Source organism: Brevibacillus brevis NBRC 100599, assembly GCF_000010165.1.
Taxonomy (GTDB): Bacteria; Bacillota; Bacilli; order Brevibacillales; family Brevibacillaceae; genus Brevibacillus; species Brevibacillus brevis_D.
On record NC_012491.1, the window covers coordinates 4,892,592 to 4,917,619 of the forward strand.

25 protein-coding genes are annotated in these 25,028 nt (G+C 48.1%); 5 read left to right on the forward strand and 20 right to left on the reverse strand.

The window, feature by feature from the left end:
• Positions 1 to 8 precede the first annotated feature (8 nt).
• From BBR47_RS23195 to BBR47_RS23225, 8 genes are all read right to left on the reverse strand, one after another.
• Positions 9 to 1,757 carry an ABC transporter substrate-binding protein gene (locus tag BBR47_RS23195; protein ID WP_015892866.1) on the reverse strand — a complete coding sequence of 583 codons (1,749 nt, stop codon included), beginning with the start codon at positions 1,755 to 1,757 and terminating at the stop codon, positions 9 to 11.
• A 241-nt stretch (positions 1,758 to 1,998) separates the two neighbouring features.
• A complete protein-coding gene (locus tag BBR47_RS23200; RefSeq protein ID WP_231850513.1) occupies positions 1,999 to 2,946 on the reverse strand; it encodes a phosphotransferase in 948 nt (315 codons plus the stop codon).
• A gap of 651 nt (positions 2,947 to 3,597) precedes the next feature.
• Positions 3,598 to 3,984 carry a VOC family protein gene (locus BBR47_RS23205; RefSeq protein WP_015892870.1) on the reverse strand — a complete coding sequence of 129 codons (387 nt, stop codon included), beginning with the start codon at positions 3,982 to 3,984 and terminating at the stop codon, positions 3,598 to 3,600.
• 58 nt (positions 3,985 to 4,042) lie between these two features.
• Complete coding sequence (locus BBR47_RS32030; protein ID WP_015892871.1) at positions 4,043 to 4,138, reverse strand: DUF5710 domain-containing protein; 96 nt, start codon at positions 4,136 to 4,138, stop codon at positions 4,043 to 4,045.
• 74 nt (positions 4,139 to 4,212) lie between these two features.
• Positions 4,213 to 4,938, reverse strand: coding sequence for a metal-dependent hydrolase (locus tag BBR47_RS23210; protein WP_015892872.1), 726 nt, complete (start codon positions 4,936 to 4,938; stop codon positions 4,213 to 4,215).
• 15 nt (positions 4,939 to 4,953) lie between these two features.
• The gene (locus BBR47_RS23215; RefSeq protein WP_015892873.1) at positions 4,954 to 5,331 is read right to left on the reverse strand and encodes a carboxymuconolactone decarboxylase family protein; all 378 of its coding nucleotides are present in this window, start codon (positions 5,329 to 5,331) and stop codon (positions 4,954 to 4,956) included.
• Positions 5,324 to 5,743, reverse strand: a complete 420-nt coding sequence (locus BBR47_RS23220) for a MerR family transcriptional regulator (RefSeq protein ID WP_015892874.1) — start codon at positions 5,741 to 5,743, stop codon at positions 5,324 to 5,326. Before BBR47_RS23220 ends, BBR47_RS23215 begins: the two co-directional genes overlap by 8 nt.
• Before the next feature lie 183 nt (positions 5,744 to 5,926).
• On the reverse strand, positions 5,927 to 6,991 hold the full coding sequence (locus BBR47_RS23225; protein WP_041749601.1) for a CapA family protein: 1,065 nt from the start codon (positions 6,989 to 6,991) through the stop codon (positions 5,927 to 5,929).
• 238 nt (positions 6,992 to 7,229) lie between these two features.
• Here BBR47_RS23225 and BBR47_RS23230 point away from each other — a divergent pair, with 238 nt between their 5' ends.
• A complete protein-coding gene (locus BBR47_RS23230; RefSeq protein ID WP_041749602.1) occupies positions 7,230 to 9,824 on the forward strand; it encodes a LuxR C-terminal-related transcriptional regulator in 2,595 nt (864 codons plus the stop codon).
• On the opposite strand, the gene BBR47_RS23235 is transcribed toward BBR47_RS23230, so the two are convergent.
• From BBR47_RS23235 to BBR47_RS23250, 4 genes are all read right to left on the reverse strand, one after another.
• The gene (locus BBR47_RS23235; protein WP_015892877.1) at positions 9,821 to 10,687 is read right to left on the reverse strand and encodes an SDR family oxidoreductase; all 867 of its coding nucleotides are present in this window, start codon (positions 10,685 to 10,687) and stop codon (positions 9,821 to 9,823) included. The two genes, BBR47_RS23230 and BBR47_RS23235, sit on opposite strands and share 4 nt — an antisense overlap.
• A 32-nt stretch (positions 10,688 to 10,719) precedes the next feature.
• Complete coding sequence (locus BBR47_RS23240; RefSeq protein ID WP_015892878.1) at positions 10,720 to 11,196, reverse strand: hypothetical protein; 477 nt, start codon at positions 11,194 to 11,196, stop codon at positions 10,720 to 10,722.
• Positions 11,197 to 11,293: 97 nt separating this feature from the next.
• Positions 11,294 to 11,824, reverse strand: a complete 531-nt coding sequence (locus BBR47_RS23245) for a MarR family winged helix-turn-helix transcriptional regulator (protein WP_015892879.1) — start codon at positions 11,822 to 11,824, stop codon at positions 11,294 to 11,296.
• 45 nt (positions 11,825 to 11,869) lie between these two features.
• A complete protein-coding gene (locus BBR47_RS23250) occupies positions 11,870 to 12,640 on the reverse strand; it encodes a 3-hydroxyacyl-CoA dehydrogenase (protein WP_015892880.1) in 771 nt (256 codons plus the stop codon).
• Positions 12,641 to 12,986: 346 nt separating this feature from the next.
• On the opposite strand from BBR47_RS23250, the gene BBR47_RS23255 reads away from it, so the two are divergent.
• Entirely contained in the window at positions 12,987 to 13,460 is a 474-nt protein-coding gene (locus BBR47_RS23255; protein WP_015892881.1) for a GNAT family N-acetyltransferase, read from the forward strand.
• Between the two features lie 56 nt (positions 13,461 to 13,516).
• Here the strand turns inward: BBR47_RS23255 and BBR47_RS23260 are convergent, their stop codons facing one another.
• The 8 genes from BBR47_RS23260 to adhP form a co-directional block, all read right to left on the reverse strand.
• A complete protein-coding gene (locus BBR47_RS23260; protein ID WP_015892882.1) occupies positions 13,517 to 14,539 on the reverse strand; it encodes a tripartite tricarboxylate transporter substrate binding protein in 1,023 nt (340 codons plus the stop codon).
• Positions 14,529 to 16,055 (reverse strand): tripartite tricarboxylate transporter permease, encoded by a 1,527-nt coding sequence (locus BBR47_RS23265; RefSeq protein WP_015892883.1) that lies wholly within the window; start codon positions 16,053 to 16,055, stop codon positions 14,529 to 14,531. The genes BBR47_RS23260 and BBR47_RS23265 overlap by 11 nt, the downstream gene beginning before the upstream one ends.
• A gap of 18 nt (positions 16,056 to 16,073) precedes the next feature.
• Positions 16,074 to 16,547 carry a tripartite tricarboxylate transporter TctB family protein gene (locus BBR47_RS23270; RefSeq protein ID WP_015892884.1) on the reverse strand — a complete coding sequence of 158 codons (474 nt, stop codon included), beginning with the start codon at positions 16,545 to 16,547 and terminating at the stop codon, positions 16,074 to 16,076.
• Positions 16,548 to 16,676: 129 nt separating this feature from the next.
• Positions 16,677 to 16,925 (reverse strand): hypothetical protein, encoded by a 249-nt coding sequence (locus BBR47_RS23275; RefSeq protein ID WP_015892885.1) that lies wholly within the window; start codon positions 16,923 to 16,925, stop codon positions 16,677 to 16,679.
• Positions 16,926 to 17,111: 186 nt separating this feature from the next.
• Positions 17,112 to 17,234 (reverse strand): hypothetical protein, encoded by a 123-nt coding sequence (locus BBR47_RS31840; RefSeq protein WP_016742160.1) that lies wholly within the window; start codon positions 17,232 to 17,234, stop codon positions 17,112 to 17,114.
• Between the two features lie 3 nt (positions 17,235 to 17,237).
• Positions 17,238 to 18,521 (reverse strand): helix-turn-helix domain-containing protein, encoded by a 1,284-nt coding sequence (locus BBR47_RS23280; RefSeq protein ID WP_015892886.1) that lies wholly within the window; start codon positions 18,519 to 18,521, stop codon positions 17,238 to 17,240.
• Between the two features lie 548 nt (positions 18,522 to 19,069).
• Entirely contained in the window at positions 19,070 to 19,453 is a 384-nt protein-coding gene (locus tag BBR47_RS23285) for a hypothetical protein (RefSeq protein ID WP_015892887.1), read from the reverse strand.
• A 389-nt stretch (positions 19,454 to 19,842) separates the two neighbouring features.
• The gene (gene adhP, locus BBR47_RS23295) at positions 19,843 to 20,856 is read right to left on the reverse strand and encodes an alcohol dehydrogenase AdhP (protein ID WP_015892889.1); all 1,014 of its coding nucleotides are present in this window, start codon (positions 20,854 to 20,856) and stop codon (positions 19,843 to 19,845) included.
• Between the two features lie 259 nt (positions 20,857 to 21,115).
• Here adhP and BBR47_RS23300 point away from each other — a divergent pair, with 259 nt between their 5' ends.
• From BBR47_RS23300 to BBR47_RS23310, 3 genes are read left to right on the forward strand one after another with little or no spacing between them, the layout of a single operon-like run.
• The gene (locus tag BBR47_RS23300) at positions 21,116 to 22,264 is read left to right on the forward strand and encodes an iron-containing alcohol dehydrogenase (RefSeq protein ID WP_015892890.1); all 1,149 of its coding nucleotides are present in this window, start codon (positions 21,116 to 21,118) and stop codon (positions 22,262 to 22,264) included.
• Between the two features lie 12 nt (positions 22,265 to 22,276).
• On the forward strand, positions 22,277 to 23,590 hold the full coding sequence (locus BBR47_RS23305) for a sensor histidine kinase (protein WP_015892891.1): 1,314 nt from the start codon (positions 22,277 to 22,279) through the stop codon (positions 23,588 to 23,590).
• Positions 23,559 to 24,995 (forward strand): sigma-54-dependent transcriptional regulator, encoded by a 1,437-nt coding sequence (locus tag BBR47_RS23310; RefSeq protein ID WP_015892892.1) that lies wholly within the window; start codon positions 23,559 to 23,561, stop codon positions 24,993 to 24,995. The genes BBR47_RS23305 and BBR47_RS23310 overlap by 32 nt, the downstream gene beginning before the upstream one ends.
• Positions 24,996 to 25,028: the final 33 nt, after the last annotated feature.

A 25,028-nucleotide genomic window follows, 5' to 3' on the forward strand; every position in this document is an offset into this window, starting at 1 on the left:
CGAACTTGTTACTCGATTTTGATGCCAGGCAGGCTGGTCGAAATGCCCGTGAACGGATTCGGCTCCAAGCCCTTGATCTTGCCGTTGTGCGCAGACAAAATTTTGCGGTAGCCGAGGAGGATGTACGGTGGATCATCGCTCAACTCTTTGTACAGATCTTTGTAGATTGCTTTGCGCTTCTCGATGTCCAGCGTAGATAGGCCTGCTTCCAGCAATTCGTCTACTTTGGCATTGGAGTAGCCATTCGTTCCGGTAAATCCGCTCTTACCCTTTTTCGTCGAGAAGGCGTCTACACCGTCATCTGGATCGATCAGCATCGTGGTTGAGAACGAAGCGAGGTCGTGATCGCCTTTTTCCGTCCGTGCCAATACGGCGTTGTAGTCCATCATTTCTGCTTCAAACTGGATGCCCAGCTCTTTGTAGTTTTCTTTGGCAATCGGGATCAGAACTTCTCCCAGCTTTCCTTTTGTCGTGTAGTAATGCACGATCAGCTTTTGTCCGTCTTTTTCACGGATTCCATCCGCGCCAGGCTTCCAGCCCGCTTCATCCAGGAGCTGCTTCGCCTTTTCCGGATTGTAGGCGTACGGATTGACATCCTCCGTATAGGCCCAGGAAACAGGGCTGATCGGTACATTGGCGACTTGCGCGTATCCTTGGTAGGTCAGATCCAGAATCTTTTGGCGATCCAGTCCGTAAATGAAGGCTTGGCGGACGCGCTTGTCTTTGAAAAATGGCTTGGAATGATTGAACTTGATGTACGAATAAGCGCTGGATGTGTACAGATTGATATTCACATATCCCAGCTCTTGCAGCTGCTCGATGTTATCCGAGTTGACGGTAAAGGAGTTGTAATCCATTTCCCCTGTCTGGATAAACTGTAGAGCGTCGCCCTCTGTCGTCTTGTAGATAAAGTGCTCAACCTGCGGCTTGCCCTTGTAATAGTGCTCGTTTGCGAGATAGCGGACTTCTTGACCAGGAATGTACGCTTCCAATTTATAAGGTCCAGCTCCTAATGGCTTGCCGTGTAAGGTGCGGAGATACTCCAAATTGCCTGGTTTGTACTCCTTGCCGTAGTACGCTTTGGAGAGCACCTGCCCGCCTAACAGGACAAGAGACTTGGCGTTCACTTTTTCCGTCGTGATCTGGATCTTCTGTGGATCAATCACCTTGATCCCTTCGATCGTGTTCGCTTTTCTTTCCTTGTATTCACGACCACCCTTGATACTTGCTACGAAAATGTCCGTTTCGCCGTCGTACGTTTTGTCATGCAGAATCGTCAGTGTAAAGGCTACATCCTCTGCCGTCAGCGGTGAACCATCGCTGAATTTCAGATTCGGTCTCAGGTGGAACGTATACGTAAGCTGGTCAGGTGATACATCCCATTTTTCCGCGAGCTTGGGTACTGGCTTTCCTGTCGCATCGACATCGACCAGTGATTCGAAAATCGCTGAGGTGACGTTGCCATCGTAGCCGTTGTGGTAAAAAAACGGGTTAAACACGCCGCCCGGCTCTGTCAGCCCCGCAATGAATGTATCGGTCCTTTTGGCTGCGGCTTCCGGTAGCTTGGATAAATCCGTAGCCAAATTGATGCCGTCTTTTATGTCTTGCACCTTGCTGGCAGCAGGTGCTGTTGCATCTGCCGACGGAGTTGCCGTTTGTGTCGAGGTAGCTGGCGCGCTGCCTTCTGAGCTGCACCCTGTGACCAGGAGCGTTCCTAGCAGTAAAGTTGAAATGATTTGCGAAAGCCTTTTTCTCATGGTGATCCTCCTTCATATGCACTCACTCAGTGAAACCGTTCCTCCGGTGGTCCGGTCGGATCAAAAAATAATAACTTATAATTCCTACATGTTTACTATGAATTAGATTATAGGTATCTACACCTGAACGGTCAACATTTTTTTCCAAACAAAACGGTCATGACCGTTTTGTTGACCGCAAGCGGTCGCATCCACCTTTATGAAAAACGTCGAGACGTTTTTCACAGAAAAAAAGCCCCGATTATTCGAAGCTCTCATAAGTGGCATGTCTTTTATACGGAATGCCTAGTTTTTCAAATGCCTGCATCACGAATAGAGAATGTCGCTCGCGCATGGTTTTCTCCATACTCTTTTCCAATCCCCAATCAGATAGATTCGAGGCTGGCCGCAGTGCAGCGCACAAATCCCAGTACGGAAGCTGGGTGTAATCGAGAGTCTTGCTGCCAGATTGATAGCAAAGGGTAAAATCATTCATGGCCTCCACTCCAAATGCCCACAAAATCTCCAGTCTGGCATTGCCGAGATCAGACAAGGGGTCGCCTGTCGCAGCGTCCTCCCAATCGATAACTGCAGCCAGCTTCTCTTCCTTCCACATCGTATTTCCTGGCCAGAAATCGCCATGCAAAAGCGATGCTGCATTCGCTTGACGTAGCGGCCAAACGGACTCCAGCACTTCGCGAATGAGTCCCTCATCCAATGATTTGTCCAGGATCGCAGATCTTTTGTAGAGCTTTTCCGTTATCGCTTCTTCTTGTTTCGGCAAATAAGTGCCAGCCAGCCTAGAAGCGTCTACCGAATGGATGCGAACCAGCACCTCAGCTGCTTGCTTTAGATAGCTGGATAAGTCGGCTGGTTTGGTGACTGTCTGGCCTTCTATGAATTCGATGACAAGGCACGGTGTGGGAAATATCTCGCTGGATGCTTCGAGATGATAGGGCGTTGGAGTCGGCAAGTCAGCGGACTTCAGTATTTGCAAAAGTTTGAATTCATCTGATGCGATCTGCGGATTTCGCTTGAGGTCAGCCTGACCATGCTCGCGGACGACTACTATTTTCTTCTTGCCGTCAGGAATCTCCATTTCAAGCGCGGTGACCTGTGCAGAAATCCCTCCTTTTAGCTCCCATGCACGGAGGAGCTTGGCAGACGGGTTCATGTTATGTACCAGGCGTGTCCATTTCTCATCCATCATGTTTCCCCCTTTATTCTCCACTGTCTGATTATCTATACAGCCCTACCTTCATTATATCAATGTACGATTCTATTTCTGTAAAAAAGGATTGGACATGTGCGAAGCATTTATCGTTGGCTACGTAGTTTTCGTCAGTTGATGATGATGTTGAAAAAAGATGTATTCCATCGATTGTGGTCGGAGAAGCCCTGCCACATGTTTTCCAGTCGCCTGTATCCTCTCTTCGTTCGGGCGGTCTCCTTCCAAACATGTGACAGTGCTTCCGGAAAGCTGTAGATTCTTTCGTAGGTTTAAAACGTTTTGCAAGTAAACTCATGGAAGCTTCTGAAAGTCAATGCAGTTAGCACAAACCATCTTAGATCCACTTTCAATGAACTAACGAAAAGCTCGTAGGAAGAAGCCAATTCCCAGTCCAAGCGCCTCTGGAGCCCGCCTCAGCTTCGTAATAAATGGCGGGGAATTTCAGCTTTTATTACATACAAAAACGCCTGCGCGTTTTCGGGTTTGAAGCGCGTAACGAAGCGGACAGTGATACCCCTTGCGGGGCGTAGGCCGAAGCGTAGACTGGAAATTCGCTTCTTCCCCCCACCACAGCAGCGTTTATTATCCTATAAAAAAGCCAGTACCAAGAGGTGTACCGGCTTTTCAATATCATCTTTTCGGTAAATGAATCTGCCAGGATAATCCGTAACGATCTTGAACCCATCCGAACTTTTCACTGAACGGATATTGCCCGAGCGGCATGAGTATTTGTCCATCTGCGGAAAGCTGTCCGAAAACCCGATCAACCTCTTCCTCCGTATCGCAGTCCACAAACAACGAAATCGCCGGAGTAAAAGCATGATAGTCACCGTTCGTATTGTCGATACACATAAAGGTCTGGTCTTTTAAGGTGAAAGTAGCGTGCAGGACTTGTCCATTCTCGTGATGCAATACCTGCCTGATTTCGGAGCGATCAAAAATAGAAGTGTAAAACTTCATCGCTTCTTCCGCTTGTCCGTGGAACATGAAAAACGTAGTGATAGCTTGCACTGACAATCACTCCCTTTCGTGATGTTATACACCTCCATTCTGCCCATTCCTCAAATATGCATAACTATGCCCCATCCGGGATATACCATACTTTTTTCTCAAGGTCCCATTTAGCCCCCGGACTCTTTGCATAGTCTTTCTCAACAAAGGGACTGTTCAATGAAAATAAGGTTCTAGACTGACCAGAAAGTCATTGCCGTTATAACATCCTTAACTGAATACTATCTCTCTTTCTCATTTATTGTGATTGATAAAAATAGTATCACCAGGACTTATATCGTAAACTGTTAAATCTTTAACATCAGAAAGCAAAGCAGAGAGTTCGCTTGGCCGACCAGTTAAAAAATCAAATACGCCAAAATGTGTCGGTATAACATTTTTTATATTTAGCAGGCGGACTGCCTTAGCAGCCTCTCTGGGGGACATCGTATAAGCATCACCGATAGGCAATAATGCCAGGTCTGGAACGTATAATTCAGCAATTAGAGCCATATCACCAAATACGTTTGTATCCCCAGCGTGATAGACAGTGTATCCATTTTCGAATTTGATTACGTACCCCATAGGCTCCCCGCCATAGAGAATCTGATCACCATCAACGAAAGCCGAGGAATGGTCTGCATGTACAGCAGTAACCGCTATATCTTCAAATTGTCGAGTTCCACCTTTATTTATGGCAACGATATTTTGAACACCTTTTTTCTGGAGAATAAACGCCAGTTCCCAGCCTGCCAATACGCTGGCACCTGTTTTTTGCGCAAGCCAAACGACATCTTCAGCATGATCTCGATGTGCATGTGTTAAAAAAATGTAATCTACTTTTTCTATGTTTTTAATCGTTTCGGGACAGGAGGGATTGTTTTTAATCCATGGATCAATAAGTATTTTTTTATTTCCAGATGTTTCTATATAAAATCCACCAAAACCAATCCAGGTAAAAGAAATATTTCGGTTTAACATGTTGATACTCCCCTTTTATAAATTTCTAGCTGTAAAAACTTCCTTAGCTGCATTCAGTCCATTTAAAGCGGCGGGGAAACCAGCATAAACGGCCATTTGCATCATTATTTCCATGATCTCTTCTTTTGTCCATCCAACATTTAAGGCACCGTTAATATGAACTTTCAGTTGAGGAATTGCGTACCCAAGAGCGGTTAAGGCTGCAACGGTCGCAATCTCACGAGATTTCAAGTCCAATCCTGGTCGGCTATAGATGTCCCCAAATGGGAATTCAACTAAAAAACGTTCAAAGTCAGGCGCGATTCCTTTCAAAAACTCGCGAGTATGAACACCAGATTCTCCGACAACCTGATTCATTACTTGTGAACCGACTTCATACCTTATTTCAGCCATCTTTAAAATCCTCCACTTCATTGTTATCTGTACCTTCAATGTAACTCTCATAAAATGAAATTTTTAGAGTTACAGCATTTATAAATAATTCAATATTTCGTTGTTGTTCGAGCAACTTATTCCGATGATCCATAAGAATCGAAAGTCGATTCCTAACTGGTTCTTTGGGCATCTCCCCGGATTCCAAACGTTCAAGTATGCAGCCATCTTTTGTGAACTCCGAAATATCTTCAAGTGACATCCCTGTTTTTTTGAGAGTTGCCATGAAAATAAGAAAGTTTACATCAGAATCCCTAAATTCGCGTATTCCATTTTGGGATCTCTTTATTTTAGGAAATAACCCACTTCTTTCATAAAATCGAATGGTATGTGCAGAAAGTCCGGTTCTTTCCGCAACTTCTTTAATATTCATTTCGAGGAGCTCCTTCGGTTGTCGACTTGGTCCAATCTTACACCTTTGAGTTGACTCTAAGTCAAGTTGCCCGTTTGCTTAACCCATTCAGTCAAAAACGTTATTGTTGGAGTCGAAAAAGACAGGCAAACGCCTGTCTTAGTTAATGTTTTTTCACACGCAGAGAAATGATGCGACGACTCGCTATTGAGGCTTAGACTCGGTTACCTCCCCTTTTTCGGATATGCTCGCCCCATAGGAAATGCGGTTGAGCTTATCGATGATCCGCTGTTTGTTTTTCTCGTCCATCGGAGCAGGCTGACCGTTCGTGAGCTTCACCGGGATTACGCGGCTCTTGCTCCCGTCTTTTGAAAAGGTCAGTTGGACCATCATGGCTTCGCGACCTTTCGGATTGCGCGAGGTGGTAAACACAAAATTCCCTACACTGTAGTAAATCGGCGCCTTTTTATAAAACTCAACGCCCATAATCGAATGGCTATGCGACCCGACAATGGCATCCACACCGCTGTCGATCAGCTTTTTCGCCATCTCACGCGCATATGGTTCTGGGTAATCCTTATATTCCTGATTCCAGTGCATGACCGCTATCGTAATGTCTGACTCTGCCACTGCCTTTTTTACATAGGACAGCATTGGCTCATACGAGTAAGCATGCGCGAGACCTGGCTTGTTTTTTCGCGCATACCAGCGCTCATTTGGAAGGACACGGCTGATCCCGATGATTGCCACGCGTTTTCCCTTGATCGTTTGGATGTAGGGAGCGAATGCTTCTTCCTCGTTTTTCCCTGCCCCCACGTAACCGATCTTTGCCTTTTTCAGATGCTCCATCGTGTCAGTGAGCGCGTCCATTCCGTAATCCAGCGAATGATTATTCGCCAGGTTGACCACGTCGAAGCCCGCGTTCACGAGCCCCTTCAACGACTCTGGCTTCGCACGATAGGTATATTCCTTTTTCTCCGGACGTCCCCGCGTACTGACTGGTGTCTCCAGATTGCCAATCGTCAGGTCTGCCTGCTTGAGAAAATCGGCGGTTTTTTGAAACGGATAATCTACGCCGTACCGTCCGATCTGATTCCCAACGCTCTTATCCAAAATCATATCCCCGACAAAGGCTACCTGAATGGAATCCTGCTCCTGCACCTCCCCTTCGCTACTCGCCTCGACGGCGCCAGATTCCGTTCCCATCGCAACACAGAGCATCCATGTAGCTACCACCATAACAGCGTGTTTCCATCGTCTCATCTTCATGCCTCTTTCGCCCACTTCTCTTTTTTGCTTCCATTCTAGAAGCGGCGGGATGTGAAGCCTGTTGAAGCATGTCTGGCTTCCGTGGAAATTTCTCGCCGAAAAGTGACGGGCATGCAAAAGATGGCGGTTTGGGGCCTGCTCCTCAAGTCAAAATATTCCTCATTTTTCCAAATGTCGATTTTTGCCGATTACAAGTATAATGGACACATAAAATTCTAATACATAGGACGGTATAAACATGCTCCATCATTCCATTATGCTGAAAACCAAAACAGCTATGCCCGCCGTTCGGTCGAATAGCGTTCACAGGAGCCGACTGCTGCAAAAAATGGACGCTGGTCTACAATGCCGACTAACCGCACTGTACGCCCCAGCCGGTTACGGAAAAACGACCTTGCTCAGTCAATGGGCTCATCAGTACGGCGGTTCCACCGTATGGCTCTCACTCGATGAGATGGATAATGACCTGATTCGCTTTTGGAGATACATCGTATTTACGCTGTCCGAATCTGGATTCGCTGAACTCTCCGAGCGAATGGAACCAGCCATGAAGGCAACCAGTCATACCTCGATCTTTACCTTCATCGATTCTCTGCTCAATGAACTCGCTGCTACGACACAGCCACTTGCTATCATTCTCGATGACTATCACGTAATCTCGGATGAGACGATTCACAACAGCTTGGCTTATTTTTTGGAATATCTCCCGAGTCACGTCCATCTGTACATCGCCAGTCGCAACACGTTGCCTTTTTCTACAGTCAAATGGAACGTACGCCATGAAGTATGTCACATTGAGGCAGGACAATTTCTTTTCAGTTATCAAGAGACAGATAGCTTTTATCGGCAGGTTCACGATTTACCTCTGACCGAAACCCAAATTGAACAGCTAGTGAAAAGTACGGAGGGCTGGATCGCCGGCTTGCAGCTCGCAGCTATTTCACTCGTGAATACGGAGAATCACGATCAATTTTTCGCCGGATTTACTGGATCTCATCGCAATATCTCAGAGTATTTGTTTCATGAGGTAATCATGCGACTTCCGGAAGAGGAGCGCAGCTTCTTGCTCAAAACCTCTGTGCTGGCGAGAATGGACGCTCACGTATGCCAAGCTCTGACCAGCCTGCCCCAGTGCCAACAAATGCTGACCCGCTTGCACCGCCAAAACATTTTTTTAATCCCGCTGGATGATTATGGGACGTGGTATCGATACCATCACTTGTTTGCCGATTTTTTGCTCAGTCAATTGGAGCAGACGGCTCCCGGAGAAGCACGTAAGCTGCATCGGCTAGCCAGTGAGAGCTATGCGGAGCGTGGAATGATGGACGAAGCGATCGAACATGCGATTGCCGCTGCCGATTATACGCTGGCTGCAAGCTTCCTTGCGCAACATATTCCGGTACTGCTCCAACGCGGCGAGTTTTCCAGCTTTCTCAGAACGCTGGACAGCATCCCTGATCACGCGAACCATTTCTCACCACTTTTTCGCCTGATCTATGTGTTCCTCTTGGTTGCTTGCGGTTTTACGGATCGGGCAGAGCTTGCCCTCACCCAATTGGAGCAAAGCGCTGCGAGCCTGGAAGACTCGACGGAGCATCAACAGTTTTTGAGCGGGCTGTTTTTTGTGCGAGCGAATCTAGTGTTTGCAACCGGAGATTTTGAGAGCTGGATTGCCAGTTCCTCACAGTTAAGTGGTGAGCTGCCAGAGAGTCCGTTGTTTTACCATTTTAATTACAACACGACTGAGCCGTTTATTCGCCGTACGCGATTCGGGTTAAAAGGGATGCTGTCTGATCAAACAGAGGCTGTCGGCAAGCATTTTTCCAGCATACTCGAAGCTCATGGCTGGAAGGATTCTCTGATCAACCTGTACACCATTCAGGCGTTGGCGGAGGGGCTGTATGAGGAAAACAGGCTGGAAGAAAGCCTCGATCATCTTCAGCGAGTTCGTTTAGTCGCACTTCAAAAACAAATACCTGGCCTGCTCGTCCCCTATGCGCTGACATCCGCCAAGCACAAGCTAGTGGAGGGGAATTTTGTTGCGGCACGAAAAATCATTTCAGAGACACGGGAGACGGTCACAAGCTGGGGTGGTTCTTATTGGTTAAACCCATTACAAGCATTTCTCGCACACATCGCGATCCAGGAAGGGGACATTGCTTTGGCAAAAACGGAGTTGTCCAAGCTTCCCCCTTCCATTTTGAATCAGCCTAGCATTCAGAGAGAATTAGAGGTTTTGACCTATGTCCGTTTGCTGCTCGCCCAGCAGCAGGAGCAGGAAGCCTTACGTATTTTAACGATCCTAAAGCCATCCAGTATTCGCGAGGAGCTGTTGATCAGCCAAGTAGACATCGCCATTCTGCAAGCGCTCGCCCACCAACAGTGCGGCAACAAAAAAGAAGCACTGGCTTTCCTCCACGAAGCACTCTTGATTGGGGGAAACAACTGCTACGTCCGAAGCTTTCTGGACGAAGGTACGGCGATGTCTCACCTCTTGCACGATTACCAGCTACGCTTGAAAAAACGATCCCAACAGCCAGGTCCGTCCGTACCAGCAGCGTACGTCAACCAGCTACTATCCCTTTTCCCTAAGAAAATGGAGAAAAGAAAAGCTCCTTTGATCGAGCCGCTAACTGGAAAAGAAATGATTATCCTTTCCATGCTGGCCGAAGGAGCATCCAACAAGATGATCGCCGATGAGCTAGGGAATACGCTCGGGACCGTCAAGGTGTATTTGCATCGGATATATGGCAAGCTCGGTGTCACCAATCGCACTCAGGCTCTTCTGAAAGCCCAAGAAATTTCGCTGTTAGAAAATAGCCCTGTTGATTAACGGAACTTTTCACTATGTTCTTGCAGAAAAGCGTCCAGCTTGCGAGGTTCTCTGCCGAGGACACGCCATACATCGTCTGTCGGCTTTTCCGGGATCGCTACTGACATCGCTTGAATTTCAACGACATGACTGGCGAGCCACTCCGGCATGTTTCCATACTCCATCAGATCACGTCGGAGTGCTTCGCTATCCTTGTTGATGTACGTTATCGGGCGGTCAAGCAGCTCTGACAGCTTGCTCGCAATTTGCGAATAGCTGAAAACCTCAGAACCCGTCAGTGTGTATACACGACCTGCTTTTTCGGGATGGGTCAATGCCTCTGCGGCAACATCGGCGATATCCCGGCAATCGATAAAGTTGCAGGCTGTTTCGCCCATCGCACCGAAGAAAACATGTTGCGTCTGAATTGTCGGTGCGAAACGGAGCAGATTCTGCATAAAGGCGTACGGTCGAAGCACAGTATTTTTCATACCCGATTCTAATAAAGTTCTCTCGATTTCCTGGTGCCATCTCGCTACGGCGACTGGCGCCTTTTCGTCGTAGGCTGGACTGGATATTTTCACAATGTGTTGGATTCCAGCCTCAGCTGCTATGCGAATCATCGCTGTTTCCAGCTCGACCTGATCGGGACTGTTTGAAAGGGAAAGGAAAAGCTGATTCGCACCTGTGAATGCTGTGCGCAATGATTCAGGGTCAGAAGCTTCCGCTGCTGCGACTTCCACCGTAGATTCTGCCCGTTCTCCCATTAGCATCTGAAGTTTTTCCGGTGTTCTGCTCAATGCCCGAGTTGGGACACCAAGCTCTATCAATCGTTTCAAAAGTGCACGTCCTATGGTTCCTGTCGCTCCCATAACTACGATCATTATCTATCTCTCCTCCGTAACTGATTCCATTTTTATTGGTCATGGCTGATGGCACTACGCCACCGCCATGTGATTAACGTGCTGGCGATTATCGCTGATAGCGGGAAGTCGATCCAGACACGGCTTAGCCAAGCTAACGATTCACCGGGAGCAACGATGACGAGTAACTCCGTTGTTAGCCATGCTGCCAACAGACCGATCACCGCCATTGTCATCCCCATAACCGCTACCAGCGCCAAATGAGGCGTGTGGGTGACCCAACGTTTATGTATACCTTGGCTCTGTAACCATCGTCCAAGCAGTGCGGCAATCAATGCAGATGTTCCGCCAATCGTGGTCAATGCTCCTATTTGCAGCCCTTTGTCAGCGGTGATCCATCCTCCAATGCTCGCCATGATTGCAGGAGACAAATAAGCCATGACGACCTCTCGCCATAAAACAAACAATTTCCGCTCGGGACTTGCCCTCTTGATCGGATAAACACCTCCCGATTTTGCAGGATCATGCATGTTTTTCACCTCCTTTCCCTTGTTCTGAATAAGTAATTAGGAACCTAACTATATAAGAGTGAAAATGGGCTAGCTGCCTAGCCCGCTTTACTGCTTACTATTCTTCTGTCAGTGCCGAGATGCCTTGTGTCACGCGGCCTAGCAGGTCGAGAAACACACTGCGCTCCTGAGTATTGAGCAATCCGACCATCGCTTCCAATCTCGCAAAGTGCTCAGGCGCCATTTCACGCAGCTTACTAGCCCCGAGCTCCGTTAACATGACCGATTTTTGCCTGCCATCTTTTGCACTCGCTCGTCGTGAGACTAGGCCGTCGCGCTCGAGGATGTCGATCAGACCGGTAACAGTTGCACGTGTTACACCCAGATGCTCTGCCAATTGTGACGGCAGTACTTCCCCTCCGTTATCTTCAAGGTCTGCCAACAACCGATATCGTCCCGTTGATAAGCCGAATCTGGCAAAATGTATTTCGGCCGCATGCCCTAGCTTGGCTCCTGCCTCCATCAGCCTGGCGGCGACGAGTATAGCTTGTGCATCAACATCGAGTCCATACCGGTCAATCTGGCGTTGCGATTGAACTAGCGATGGGATCGCATCTTCTTGTTTTCTTCCGTTTGAATGGTTTGTCATAGATATAGTATGGCACCTAACTATCTTCCTGTCAACACGTCCCCTCTATTTCGGTGCCATTCTGATTGCCCCATCCAGCCGGATCGTTTCTCCATTCAACATCGGATTGGTGAGGATGCTGTTCACGAGCATCGCGTATTCTTTCGGGTCACCCATGCGAGCGGGAAAAGGAACAGTCGCACCCAACGCTGCTTTTTCAGAGCGCGGGAGCTGATCGAACATCGGCGTGTCAAATAGCCCTGGAGCAATCGCCATCACGCGTATGCCATACCAAGCCAGATCTCTTGCTAGCGGCAGGGTCATACTTACAATTCCGCCTTTGGAGGCGCTATAGGCAACCTGCCCCACCTGTCCTTCAAAAGCCGCCACCGATGCGGTATTAATGATGACACCTCGCTCCCCCTGTTGGTTCGGCTCGTTTCCTACCATTTGCTCCACCGCCAACCGAATAACATTAAAAGTACCGATCAGATTGACTGAAATGACTTTGCTGAAGGATTCCAGTGGATGTGGACCGCTTCTCGACAGCGTTTTTTGTGCCAAACCAATCCCCGCACAGTTGACCACAGCGTGAATCGTACCGAATGTGCCAGCAGCCTGATCAATGGCCTCCCTTACACTCGCCTCACTAATAACATCGGTATGCACGAACAAAGCATTCTCGCGCCCCAACTCATTCGCCAGCGCTTGCCCCTTCTCTACCGTCAAATCAAGAATGGCTACTTTTCCCCCGTGTTGAACTACATTCCTCACAGCGGCTTCTCCCAAACCGGAAGCACCACCCGTTACAATGGCAACCACTTCCCGCATATCCAAGCCATTCTCTCCCTTCCTCTGCTATTGCATCCACATTCAGAAAAAAGCTCTGCAAGTTGGATACCAACCAAGCTCCCCCTTGTGGCACGTAGTTTTTCCGAAGCGACAAGCAGACTGCACCTTCTCAAATCCAAACAGGTGTGAGACAGCTGTGTCCGGGCAAAGGACAGTTGTGCTTATCCATCTCCAACATTTTGCGAGGGCGTGCGGCCCGGCCCTTAGAAATCTTCATGCCTAAAATAAGTAGGTAACCATTCTGTGGGTTCATCCGTCTGCTATATAGGAGAATTTTACTAATCATACATACACCTATTTCGAAGTAGTCAGACGAACTGGAGATGATCTCATGAGTCCTATGGTTTTTTTCAAAAAGGCTGTCCCCGCGAACGCGGAACAACTCACCCAAATTGCCACTCGCTGCTTCGCAGAAGACGTCCAAAAGTACGGAGAGGGCCCTGCCGGACATGACCAGCCTGACCAGCATATTTTATTCATGCAAAAGGCCCATTACTATACGATCTTGCTGGATGACCAGATCGTCGGCGGTTTTTGCCTCATTCCAGTCGACCATGAGCATTTGGAGCTGGGGATCATTTATGTCGATCCTGATAAGCAAAACCTGCGTATCGGAAGCCAAACCATGCAGTTCATGGAGGCAGCGTATCCACACATCAAAAAGTGGACGCTCGATACTGGCTATGAAGCGGTGCGCAACCAACACTTCTACGAGAAATGCGGTTACAAAAAGGTCGGCGAGACCGAGCCAAACGCAACAAATGGTTTTTATAAATTCAGGTACGAAAAACGGATACCTAAATAGATAGATGGAAACGGGAGAACAGCTACAGGCCGTTCTCCCTTTTTCTTTTGTCGCCCTTATTTTCGAATGCCCTTCTTGGTCGCCAATTCCAAGTAGTATGTTGTTTCTGCCTGTGTTTCCTTCGTAAATGCTTCACTTACCGCATATGCCGGCTCCACATGGATTTCACTCAGCTTTTGCAAAAAGGCTGGGTCTTTTTCCATCTTGGCAATCGCTTCTTCCCACTTGCGGATAATCGACGCTGGCGTTCCTTTGGCAAACGACACTCCCGTCCACCAGAAAACCGACAAGCCTTGAATCCCTTGCTCCTCCGCAGTAGGAACGTCAGGCAGGAACGGACTTCGCGTGTCACCGGATACGGCGAGGATTTTGACCTTGCCCGCTTTCAGCATCGGCATGATCTCCCCCACGGTATGCACCGCCAAAATCGCGTGCCCTCCAGCGACTTTCGGGACGGAGTCGGATGCGCCTTTCGTCACGATCATTCTCGTCTTGGCGAAGTCAGCCCCAATCACATCCAACCACTCTGCTACCCCAAAAGCGGAAAAACCTGCTGGACCTACAGAAGTCCATGTTAACTGCTCCGGATTCGCACGAACCCACGCGGAAAATTCAGCGAAATCTTTCCAAGGTGCGTCGGCTTTCACAGCAAAAGCAAGCGTTCCTTTGCCAATCCTGGCTGCATAGACTTGATCCTCGCTTGTAATCGGCGGTGCTTTCATCCCGGCAGCGAGCATCGTCGTATTGGATACATTGACAGCAAGCGCTGTGTAACCATCGTTTTTGGCTTGCTTTAAAGCATACTCCGCTCCTACCGCCCCACCACCTCCCGCCTTGTTGACGACGACGATGGGCTGCCCCCATTCCTTGCTCAAGTAATCTGCTGCCGCTCTGGCTACGAGATCGACTCCGCCCCCGGCAGAATACGGCACGATATACTCCACCTGCTTCGATGGATAAGCCAACTCGGCTGTACCTTGATTTCCACATGCGCTAACAGCTGCCGCCAAAAGTAACGACAGGATGACAGCCGCCCATTGTTTATACCTTTTCAATGACTCTTCCTCCCTACGCGACATCTACTCCCCGGTCACGCTCTTCTTTCAGCCTTTGCTGTGTCCGACGGTTCAGCACCAATGAGATGATCAAGAGTGCTCCAGCTGCCAGCAAGATGGTCAACGATAGAGGTCGAAACAAAACAATACTGAAATCACCCGCGCCCATCGCCATCGTTTGAATGAAGGATTCTTCCAGAAGCGGTCCCAAAATGAAGCACAACACCAGCGGAACAACGGGCCATTTATATTTGGAGAAAACATACCCAAGTCCGCCAAACAGAAACGCTACCCACACATCAAACATGCTGTTGCGCACACTGTATGCCCCAATCGTGCAGAACATCAGGATGATTGGAGCCATGATGCCATACGGTACCCTCGTCAATTTGACCCACACCCATACCATCGGGAGGTTCAGCACGAGAAGCATCGCATTCCCCACGAACATCGAAGCGATGACCGTCCAGACAAAGCTCGCATTTTGTTCAAACAAAACAGGGCCTGGCGTCAAACCGTAGATCATCAATCCTGCCAACAAAATCGCCAGTGGCGGTGAGGAAGGAATCCCGAGCGAAAACAGCGGGATGAAGCCCGCACTGCTCGTCGCATTATTCGCTGCTTCTGGTGCTGCCACCCCTTCGATCGCTCCCTGACCAAACTTCTCGGGATGCTTCGATAGCTTTTTCTCCATATCGTACGCCAAAAACGACGTGATCGCAGCCGAACAGCCTGGCAGCAATCCAAGAAAAAAGCCGATAATTCCGCCCCTCAGCATAGGCCCAGCACTTACTCTCAAGTCTTCCTTTTTCGGGTAGACACTACCTGGCTTGCCAAGCAGGGTAGCTGTGCGTTTTTCATCAATCCCTTTGAGGACTTCCGTAATCGCAAACAACCCGATAATGATGCTAATCATGTCAAAACCGCCGACCAATGCGGGCACGCCGTAATCAAAGCGCGGCATGCCCGAAGAGGGTCCCAGTCCAACTAGAGCGAGCGTATAGCCGAATGCCCCCATCAAAAACGATTTGACCAATGATCCTCCTGATAGACTGACCATCAGCGTGAGAGCCAAAATCATCAGCGCAAAGTATTCAGGCGGTCCGAATTTTAAGGCTTGATCTGCCAAAATCGGTGCGAAAAAGACGAGGCCGATTACGCCCAGTACCCCTGCACCAAACGAAGCCAGTGCGGATATCCCTAATGCTGGCCCACCTCTCCCTTTTTTCGCGAGCGGATAGCCATCCAAACACGTGGGGACTGACGATAGCTCCCCCGGGATATTGAGCAGAATGGCAGTCGTCGAACCGCCGTACATGGCACCGTAATAAATCCCTGCCAGCATGATCATCCCTTGTGTCGGCTCCAGTACGGCTGTCACCGGAAGTAGAATCGCGATGGCAGAAGTGGGACCGAGACCGGGCAATACGCCTACAAAGGTGCCAATAAGAGCGCCGAGTGCCGCCATGAGCAGATGCTCCGGCGTGAGGGCTGAAGCAAAACCAGCCAGTAGTAATTGGAACGTCTCGATGATCAGCACCTCCTTATCATGCTTGCTCTAAAACCAATCGCCTCCAGGCAGCGTGATATGCAGCGAGTAGATGAACACCACATACAGCCCCCCTGTCAAAAGGACGGAGTACACGATGGACGTACGCCACCGATAGCTGCCGATCAATATAAAAAATGCAAAGGAGACAAAGAGCGTCGCCATTGTGTAGCCGATCGCACCGAGCAGCCAGACATACAGCAACAGGAATAAAAAGCAAAGCAGCAGGCGCAGCCTTTTTCCAGGAAAAAGCGGTCCGGGATTTGGCGAAGAGGCTTCCTCCGTCACCCGGAATGATTGGACCAGCAGCACACCCCCGAGCATAAAAAACAAAAAGCCGAGAATAGCAGGCAACGTGTGATCCCCCACGTACAAGGACGTCGAGAATGCCTCCAGACGATAGGCCTCGAATGATAGGACGACTCCAAGAATCATACTTAGGAGGGCACCGATAAAATCTGGCTGATTATCCGGGCGTCTCATGTGTATCACCTCAGCAAAAAAGCTACCACCAGCCTATGGCACATGCGCCCATTGTGTGCGAAAGCATAAAAAACTACCATAGCCAGTCCGTATGGGACACAGCATATGGTAGTCATTTACATCTTGATTTCAATTTCGTTCCATTTCGATTTGGTCGCTCAGACGAATAATGGCATGAGCGACCTTCGCTTCATACGTCTCATTGCTCTCGAACTCGCTCCAAAGCTCTTTGCTATCGCCGTTCGAAACATCGTGGATCATGAGCATTTTCAAAAGCTTCTCCATATTGGCTTGATTGCGGATCAAATGAGGCTCCATCCGCTTAACCACCATCCATAATTTTTGCGAATTGACTATCGGCGTCGTCACCATCTGCATCCGCTACCTCCACACCAATTATAACTACATATAACTAGTTATAATTAATTATAACGAATTACTCAAGTAAAAATGTTGTCTTCCGAAGTCACCTTTTTGCGTATAAGAAATGCCCTCCAATTGGAGGGCATTGATTGTATGGTTCAGTATGTTGCTTATGTTTCTACTGTCAGAGAAAAAAGATGATTACCAAGGCTCCGGCCAGCCATATTGTATAATCAGATTAGATTGCTTGGCTGGTTGTTCTACTAAAACTGGCATTGTAATGAAGGCGGTTAACATACACAAAGACAATATCCATTTCTTCATGACCTATACCTCCTGTTTGGATCTATGATTACTTCCATTATACACGTTTACCAATTTATGGAGTATACCAAAAGGAAGATTTTTTTTCTCTGACACATAGAATTCAAAAAGTACGCTCAGACTCTTATCTGCTTGTTTTATCTCATTGATTGCGCGATAGTAATTCACGCTCTCCACAAGACTATCGATTCCTAAGTCTGCTTCGTTTTTTTGAATGTAAAAGGTGCCCTTTGTTCGGAAATACAGTCCCATTTGATTGTATTGATTCGGAGTAGTTAAATTCTCTGGCAAGATCGATGCTTCTGCCAAAAATAGTTCACGGATTTTCTCTTCTTCTCCTACCTGGATATAAATCTCTAGCAAATCATTCGCAATCACAATTTTTTCATCCTGTGCTTGTTGCGCAAGACACTCTTGTAATACCGGAATGGCTTTATCAAATTTCCCTGTCTTTCCGTATAGTTTCCCCCGAATATGTCTGGCATGTTTATGTACCTCGGGATAATCGAACATTTCGTATCTCTCCAGATAAAAATGCCCTAATGTGTAGTCTTCTAACTCAAAATAGGAAATGATAATCGCAAGAATCGCTGCTGCTTTTTGTTCACTCTGACTATGGTCGATTTCAAGTCCTTGTTTACACAGATGAATACAATCTGAATAGAATCCAAGACGCAATGCATGGAAGGAAAATTTATAGTAGGTCAAAATTCGCTCATTGATATGCAGATAGGACGTGTAGTGTAATAGCTCCTTGCCTTCTACATAGGTTTGATCTAATTGGCTTAGATTTTCACGTCGGATCATGTAGCGTTGGAAAAGCGATCTTGCCAGATACAAAGGAATTCCATGCTCACGCGAGTAGTCACAAATCACGTCATAAAGAGCCAAGCGCAGTTCTTCATTCCCTTCCATTCCCGCGCTTTGATACAGATAGTCTAAAGAAAGAAATGTATTGCTTTTGGGACAATTTAGCAATTGCAAAGCTACTTTGTTGGTAAGAACCACATTCTTCTCTTGCATCACAGCCTCTAATAGAGACCGAAGTGTCGCTTCGCGCTTAATTTTATATAAATAGGGTACGATCGCTGTATAAAGTGGAATATCTAGTACTTTTGCCAGCTTCATTACATGCTGCATATTTGGTAAAGTAAAGGCATCGGATTCTATCTTACTAATGGTTCCAGAAGCTACACCTGTTCTTTCTGATAACTCAGTCAGTGTTAAGTTTGCTCTATTTCGATATACTCGTAATATGCCCCCAAAGGTCTTTCCCTCTGAAATCACAGCAAATACACCCTCCTGATGATTCCTTTTTATGGATATGATAGCACATTAAACCACGAATGATATAATCGATTTGAATCATTTTTAAATAGATTACACTTTTTTACTAGAGTGGGGAAGAGATGGGAAAACAAACTCTTTAGAGTGGTAATACTATTACTAGGAATCCATAAGGCAATTATCACTTATTTATTTCCAATTGAATGGAAAAGATTTGAACCATGAAGTGATCTGGAAAGTTTCCATAGCTTCATTAAAATCGAGTGGATAAAGTTTTTATGCAAGCCGAGCAATTGGTTTATTGAATGTGACTTAAGGTTGTGGTATCGAGTTGATCATGTCGAACATAATTTTGATAAGAATAACTTGATATGAAACTACACTCATCAATAATTTACTGTCATAACACCCAGTATTGTATGGGTATAGATCAACAGCAATCATATTATGCGTACATGAAGGTATTTACGAAAAAGCCGCTTAACTAAACAAGCGGCTTTTTGTGGCTATCTACTTCTGTCTTCTTTAAATACTATGCGTTCTTTCAATCATTTCGTAGAATCACGTTGTTGTTGTCGATGCTCATTTAGAGCATCCATCCAAATCGTAACGAGCTCTGCAAAATACTTTGTTTCAATGATCGACTCCAATTCCTCGCCAGTGTCTATACCCGCTTCTAGCTGTTCCTCAACGTATGAGTTATAAATTCGAGTATAATCCCTCCGTATTTCGGAACTGTATAAATTTCCAGTACCATCTGATACTTCCTCTTCACCAGATACCACTCTTTGTATCCGGTCTAAAATTAAGTTCTTCGAGAGTTCCGATCGAACCTCGACTTCTAAAAATTCTTCTACAATCGATAAATGTTCTGGTAAGCAAATTCGTAGTTTATCTGCCTTATCATCGAAAACAATTTCGTAAGGTATCATAGGGTTCCTCCTAGATTACGGTTCATAAATTGGGTAAGCTGTAGTAATCCTTCCATCTTTGTCTAGCCACATTTCAATTTAAATGCCAGAGGAATGCCTACCTTCCCATTTTTGTATCATTTCCGTTCCATTTCACTTTATGGAGGGGATTGCTCATGATGCCACCCTACAGCTTTTCCTTTTTCGTTAATTTCTCCTTCAAGGATATGCCTTCTAGCATTTGGGGCAAAGTACTTTTCAATATCATCCCATTCGCAATTGCCGATATTATGAACCCAAATTTGGGTGAAACCACTACCAAGCCATTTTCCTTCATACAAATAAAAAGCTGTCGCCCAGCCCATGCTTACGAAAAGCATAGCCCGACAACAGCTTCACCTATCCTTCGATTACTCCATCGTCAAAACAACCCGACCATTGATTTGACCTTTTTCCAAACGCTCCAACACTTCGTTAATCTGATCCAGCGGCTGCGTCTCGATGATCGCGCGAACCTTGCCGCGTGCTGCAAAATCAAGTGCTTCTTGCATATCCTTGCGCGTCCCCACAATGGAGCCTTTCACCGTCACACCATTCAGTACCGTGTCAAAAATCGGGATGGGCAGCTCTGCATTCGGCAAGCCAACAACGACGAGAGAGCCGCCACGTCGAACGGATTTGTAGGCTTGTTCAAACGCCTTCTTGGTAACGGCCACGCTGATCGCCCCGTGGACACCGCCCACCTGCTCTTGAATGGCTTGTACCGGATCTACCTCACTGCCGTTTACTGTCACATCTGCCCCTAGTTCTTTTGCCAAGTCCAGCTTCTCCTTGTGAATATCGACAGCTACGACGTTGTAGCCCATCGCCTTGGCATATTGGAGAGCCACATGCCCCAAGCCGCCGATGCCGTAGATCGCCACCCACTCACCCGGCTTCACGTTTGCTACCTTCAATGCTTTATACGTTGTTACCCCTGCGCACAGGATCGGCGCTGCTTCCACATCACCCAGCTCGTCTGGAATGCGTGCCACGTAAGCAGCAGGCGCTACACAATATTCGGCATAAGCACCGTCTGCGGAATAGCCCCCATTTAACTGCTGCATGCACAGTGTTTCCCACCCTGTCAGGCAGTAGTCGCATTCGCCGCAAGCGGAGAATAACCACGGAATGCCTACCCGATCACCAATTTTCAGCGAGGTTACACCTTCCCCCAGCTTTTCGACAACACCTACGCCCTCATGTCCAGGAATCAAAGGCAGCTTTGGCTTCACAGGCCAATCCCCATGTGCCGCATGCAGGTCTGTATGGCAGACACCACACGTCTTGATTTTTACCAGAACCTCACCGTGTCCGACCTCTGGAATGGAGACTTCCTTTACTTCCAGCTTTTGATGGAACTCATTGACTACTGCTGCTTTCATCTTGACCTTCCTCCTCTTTTTTCCCCTTGAGGCATGTGCGCAAAGGGCAGGTGTTCTTCCTGCCTCCTATTAATTGCAAGCAGTATGCCAAAATGAAAGCGCTTTAAAATCGAATGATTATGCGGTTTCCTTTCTTCCATGCAGCCGATATTGCGGCACATGAGCCGAAAAAACGGCCCACTTGCCAACCTTTTGGCCGAAAAAGGGTATTCCTCCCTGCCTGCGGTATTACTACGTAGTGGAAAAAGGGGGCGAACGCATGCAAATATCCAAGTTCATGACGCCGGAAATTATTTTCGGGAACCATTCTCTCGGACAGGTAGGGGAAAGCTTGCGCAGATTGGGAGCTTCTCGCGTCTTTCTTGTTAGTGATCCTGGAGTCGCAAACGCAGGCTGGATCGAGCGGATTATCTCTTACTTGCAGCAACAAAAGCTCGACTACCATCTATGGACCAACGTGACAGCCAATCCGAAAGATTACGAGATTCATGCCGGTATTGCTGAATATCGAGCCAAGGAGTGCAATGCCATTCTCGGTGTTGGCGGTGGCAGTGCCATCGATGCAGCCAAGGCAATTGCACTGTTGGCTACCAACGAGGGCAGTATCGTCCAATACGAAGGCGTCGATAATATCCAGCATCCTCTTCCTCCCATGGTGATGGTACCGACGACAGCCGGCTCCGGTTCAGAGGTTTCACAATTTTCCATTATTGTGGATAGTACACGCAAGGTGAAAATGACGATTATCTCCAAATCGCTCATACCCGATATCGCTATCATCGACCCGCAAACCTTGATGACCAAGGACAAGCTGCTCACTGCCAATACAGGCATAGATGTGCTGACACATGCCATTGAATCGTATATTTCACTCGCCGCAACGCCGCTGACCGAGGTGCATTCGCTACAAGCCATGCGTCTCATCGCCCAGCATCTGCGCCCATCTGTTGCCAGTCAATACAATACAGAGGCTAAGCAAGCGATGGCCATGGCGAGCCTTCAAGCCGGAATCGCTTTTTCCAACGCCATACTCGGTGCTGTGCACGCCATGTCCCATCAGTTAGGGGGATTCCTCGACGCTCCGCATGGCGAGGTGAATGCCATCCTGCTCCCCCATGTACTCGAGTACAACTACATCGCCGCACCGGAAAAGTACAGGCAAATCGCTGAATGCCTCGGTGAAAACACGGCGGGCTTAAGCACACATGCCGCCTCTCGTCTCACACTCAAAGCAGTCAAGGAGCTGGTAAGCGATCTGGATGTGCCCCAATCCTTGTCGGCCATTGGGTTGCATCCAGAGCAAATCGACCTGCTCAGTTCTCTCGCCGTACTCGACGTGTGCATGACGACCAATCCTCGCGACATGAACGTCCACGATGTCGCGACGCTGTTTCGCCAAGCCTTGTAGGAGGTTCGCGCCATGCATACCAAACAAGAGATTCTGGAAAAATTGACCGGAATTCAATCCTCGCGAAAAAGCTATTACAGTGAGCTCGTCTATCTGATCGAGGAGATGAAAAAGAAAAACAAGCAGCTCGCCGTCATTAACCAGCTGACACAAATCCAGATCAACGCCACCTGGCAACAAACAACCAGTTATATCGCCGCACAGCTCTCGCAAATTCTCATATTCGAGCATTTTGCCCTGACCATCGTGAAAGGAGGCATGCTCTCCTCCTATCTCGCCACGTGGAATGACGGAGATTGGCAATGCCATACGCTGACACAGAACATTGCAGTAGAAGCCCATGTGCTCACCGAGCAGGTTCATCTTACCATTGCCGAAGTGCTGCCTGAGCATCACGCCACCTCTGTTCCACTGCGCAGCCAATTAAATCAGACCTTTGGTTTTCTGACACTCTTACGCCAAACAAAGCAGCCAGTCGATCGGGACGAAGCCGAATTGATCCAGCTTGTCGCCAGCCATATTGGCGTCGTCGTAGAAAACAGCCTACTATTTCAAGACGTGAATGAAAAGATCAAAATCGAAGCCCAACTGATTCAATCCGCAAAAATGGCGGCGATTGGCGAGATGGCTGCCGGCATTGCCCATGAGCTAAACAGTCCGCTCACGGCCATCCTCGGAAACTCTCAATTGCTCATGCGCGAGATGACAGATGCCCCAGAGGCTCCCCTGATGAAAGACATCTATCAATGCGGGGTGCGCTGCAAAAAGATCATTCAAAACCTGCTCACCTTCTCACGGCAGGAAGAGTACTTGTTTTCCACTACCTCTATTGACGAGGTCGTAGAGGACGTACTGGGGCTAATTGGCTACCAGCTATCTGTTTCCGGCTTGACCATAACCCGGGAAATGTACGAGCCTCCTCTGCTGTTTCATGGAAGTCGTCATCAGATCGAGCAAATTGTGATCAATCTCCTGTTAAATGCACGGGACGCTGTGGCAGGCAAGGAAGCTCCACACATCGTCATCCGTTCCTTCCTCGTACAAGAGGAGAATAGCTCTTACGTAGGCTTATCCGTGTACGATAACGGTACAGGCATTTGTGAAGAGCAGCTTTCGCAGATTTTTCAGCCCTTCTTCTCGACGAAGGAACGGACAAAAGGGACTGGTCTCGGGCTTTCCGTCAGTCTTGGAATTGCAGAAGCACACGGTGGGAAGCTGTTTGCCGAAAGTGTGGAGGGAGAGTACAGCAAGTTTACGATGCTTTTGCCACTGTTAGCTGACGAGGAGGACAACGATGGAGAAAAAACGGATTTTGATCGTGGATGATGAAACAGAAGTGACTACCTTTTTCACCTATTTTCTCAAGAAAAAAGACTGCGATATCGTCGTTGCCAATTCTGGCAAGGACGTGGAACGGCTGCTTCACTCGGATTCTACCGGCTTTCACGCTGCACTCGTGGACCTGAAGCTGCCAGATGCCGACGGGTTGACGCTGCTCAAACAGATCAAGGCCGTATTCCCCGCCTGTGAAGTCTTGATCATGACGGGCTTCAGTACGATTAAATCGGCTGTGACAGCGATGCAATGGGGTGCTCGCGATTACTTGGAAAAGCCTTTCGACGATCTGGACAGTCTGGAGCAGGTCATCGATGCGGTGCTCTCCCCTTCCAGCAAACACAGCGATCACCTATCCCAAGAAGCCGCCCAATATGGTATCGTGTATTCATCTGACAGTCCGATGGCTAATGTGACCGCAATTGCCAAAAAATTAGCAAAAAAGGCGATCCACGTCCTTATTGAGGGCGAAACGGGTACCGGCAAGGAGCTGATGGCCCGTTTTCTCCACGGAGCAAGCAATCGCGCCCAGCAGCCTTTTGTCGCTTTTAACTGCGGGGCCGTCCCGGAATCCTTGCTGGAAAGTGAGCTGTTCGGCTATGAAAAGGGCGCTTTTACCGGAGCGCTCAAATCACGCAAAGGCTTGTTCGAGCTGGCACATAACGGAACGCTGTTTCTCGATGAGATCGGGGAGGCTCCCCCTTCTATCCAAGTGAAGCTCTTGCGTACGCTGGAGACGGGAGAATTCATGAGGGTCGGTGGTGAGCAGATCGGTCAGAGCAATATTCGCTTTATTTCTGCTACGAACCGTGATTTGGAGCATGAAGTCGAAATGAATCGTTTCCGCAGTGATCTGTTGTATCGTCTGGAAGGGATCAAGCTGTCGATTCCACCTCTTCGCGAACGGATTCAGGATATCCCCACAATCGCGCGCTACTACTTGCAAAAGCGCAGTGGAGAGCCATGTGAAATCGAGCAGGATGCCATTGAGGTCTTGCAGCGCTACGATTGGCCAGGCAATATCCGCCAACTGATCAACGTACTCAATCAAACCATCGCGTTGCACGAATGCGAACGACTGCGTGCCGAGCATTTGCCAGCAAGTTTGCGAAGCCGCACGGTACAGGTGCAGCCTCCCACTGTCCCCAAACGGATCGAGCAGATCATCGATCACGAATGCGAGCGCTTTGTCGATACGATCAGTCGCCTTGTCACCTCTGTAGACGGGATCGACTTCGATTATTTGATCAAGCGGATTAAACAGCTCGAAGGCGAGATCGGGCGAACGATTATCGAAAAGGGCTTGACCGAAACGAATGGAAACAGACAGCTTTTAAGCAAAAAATTAAACATCACCAAACGGACGATTCGCTACATTTTGAACGAAAAAGCATAACGTCTGCATTGGCGCATCTAGGAGGCATTCACG

What these genes read in the sequence shown, in the direction of transcription:
- BBR47_RS23195 (WP_015892866.1), bottom strand. Translation starts at nt 1,757, where the DNA reads ATGAGAAAAAGGCTTTCGCAAATCATTTCAACTTTACTGCTAGGAACG.
- BBR47_RS23200 (WP_231850513.1), bottom strand. Translation starts at nt 2,946, where the DNA reads ATGATGGATGAGAAATGGACACGCCTGGTACATAACATGAACCCGTCT.
- BBR47_RS23210 (WP_015892872.1), bottom strand. Translation starts at nt 4,938, where the DNA reads ATGTTAAACCGAAATATTTCTTTTACCTGGATTGGTTTTGGTGGATTT.
- BBR47_RS23215 (WP_015892873.1), bottom strand. Translation starts at nt 5,331, where the DNA reads ATGGCTGAAATAAGGTATGAAGTCGGTTCACAAGTAATGAATCAGGTT.
- BBR47_RS23220 (WP_015892874.1), bottom strand. Translation starts at nt 5,743, where the DNA reads ATGAATATTAAAGAAGTTGCGGAAAGAACCGGACTTTCTGCACATACC.
- BBR47_RS23225 (WP_041749601.1), bottom strand. Translation starts at nt 6,991, where the DNA reads ATGAAGATGAGACGATGGAAACACGCTGTTATGGTGGTAGCTACATGG.
- BBR47_RS23230 (WP_041749602.1), top strand. Translation starts at nt 7,230, where the DNA reads ATGCTCCATCATTCCATTATGCTGAAAACCAAAACAGCTATGCCCGCC.
- BBR47_RS23235 (WP_015892877.1), bottom strand. Translation starts at nt 10,687, where the DNA reads ATGATCGTAGTTATGGGAGCGACAGGAACCATAGGACGTGCACTTTTG.
- BBR47_RS23240 (WP_015892878.1), bottom strand. Translation starts at nt 11,196, where the DNA reads ATGCATGATCCTGCAAAATCGGGAGGTGTTTATCCGATCAAGAGGGCA.
- BBR47_RS23245 (WP_015892879.1), bottom strand. Translation starts at nt 11,824, where the DNA reads ATGACAAACCATTCAAACGGAAGAAAACAAGAAGATGCGATCCCATCG.
- BBR47_RS23255 (WP_015892881.1), top strand. Translation starts at nt 12,987, where the DNA reads ATGAGTCCTATGGTTTTTTTCAAAAAGGCTGTCCCCGCGAACGCGGAA.
- BBR47_RS23260 (WP_015892882.1), bottom strand. Translation starts at nt 14,539, where the DNA reads ATGTCGCGTAGGGAGGAAGAGTCATTGAAAAGGTATAAACAATGGGCG.
- BBR47_RS23270 (WP_015892884.1), bottom strand. Translation starts at nt 16,547, where the DNA reads ATGAGACGCCCGGATAATCAGCCAGATTTTATCGGTGCCCTCCTAAGT.
- BBR47_RS23275 (WP_015892885.1), bottom strand. Translation starts at nt 16,925, where the DNA reads ATGCAGATGGTGACGACGCCGATAGTCAATTCGCAAAAATTATGGATG.
- BBR47_RS31840 (WP_016742160.1), bottom strand. Translation starts at nt 17,234, where the DNA reads ATGAAGAAATGGATATTGTCTTTGTGTATGTTAACCGCCTTCATTACA.
- BBR47_RS23285 (WP_015892887.1), bottom strand. Translation starts at nt 19,453, where the DNA reads ATGATACCTTACGAAATTGTTTTCGATGATAAGGCAGATAAACTACGA.
- adhP (WP_015892889.1), bottom strand. Translation starts at nt 20,856, where the DNA reads ATGAAAGCAGCAGTAGTCAATGAGTTCCATCAAAAGCTGGAAGTAAAG.
- BBR47_RS23300 (WP_015892890.1), top strand. Translation starts at nt 21,116, where the DNA reads ATGCAAATATCCAAGTTCATGACGCCGGAAATTATTTTCGGGAACCAT.
- BBR47_RS23305 (WP_015892891.1), top strand. Translation starts at nt 22,277, where the DNA reads ATGCATACCAAACAAGAGATTCTGGAAAAATTGACCGGAATTCAATCC.
- BBR47_RS23310 (WP_015892892.1), top strand. Translation starts at nt 23,559, where the DNA reads ATGGAGAAAAAACGGATTTTGATCGTGGATGATGAAACAGAAGTGACT.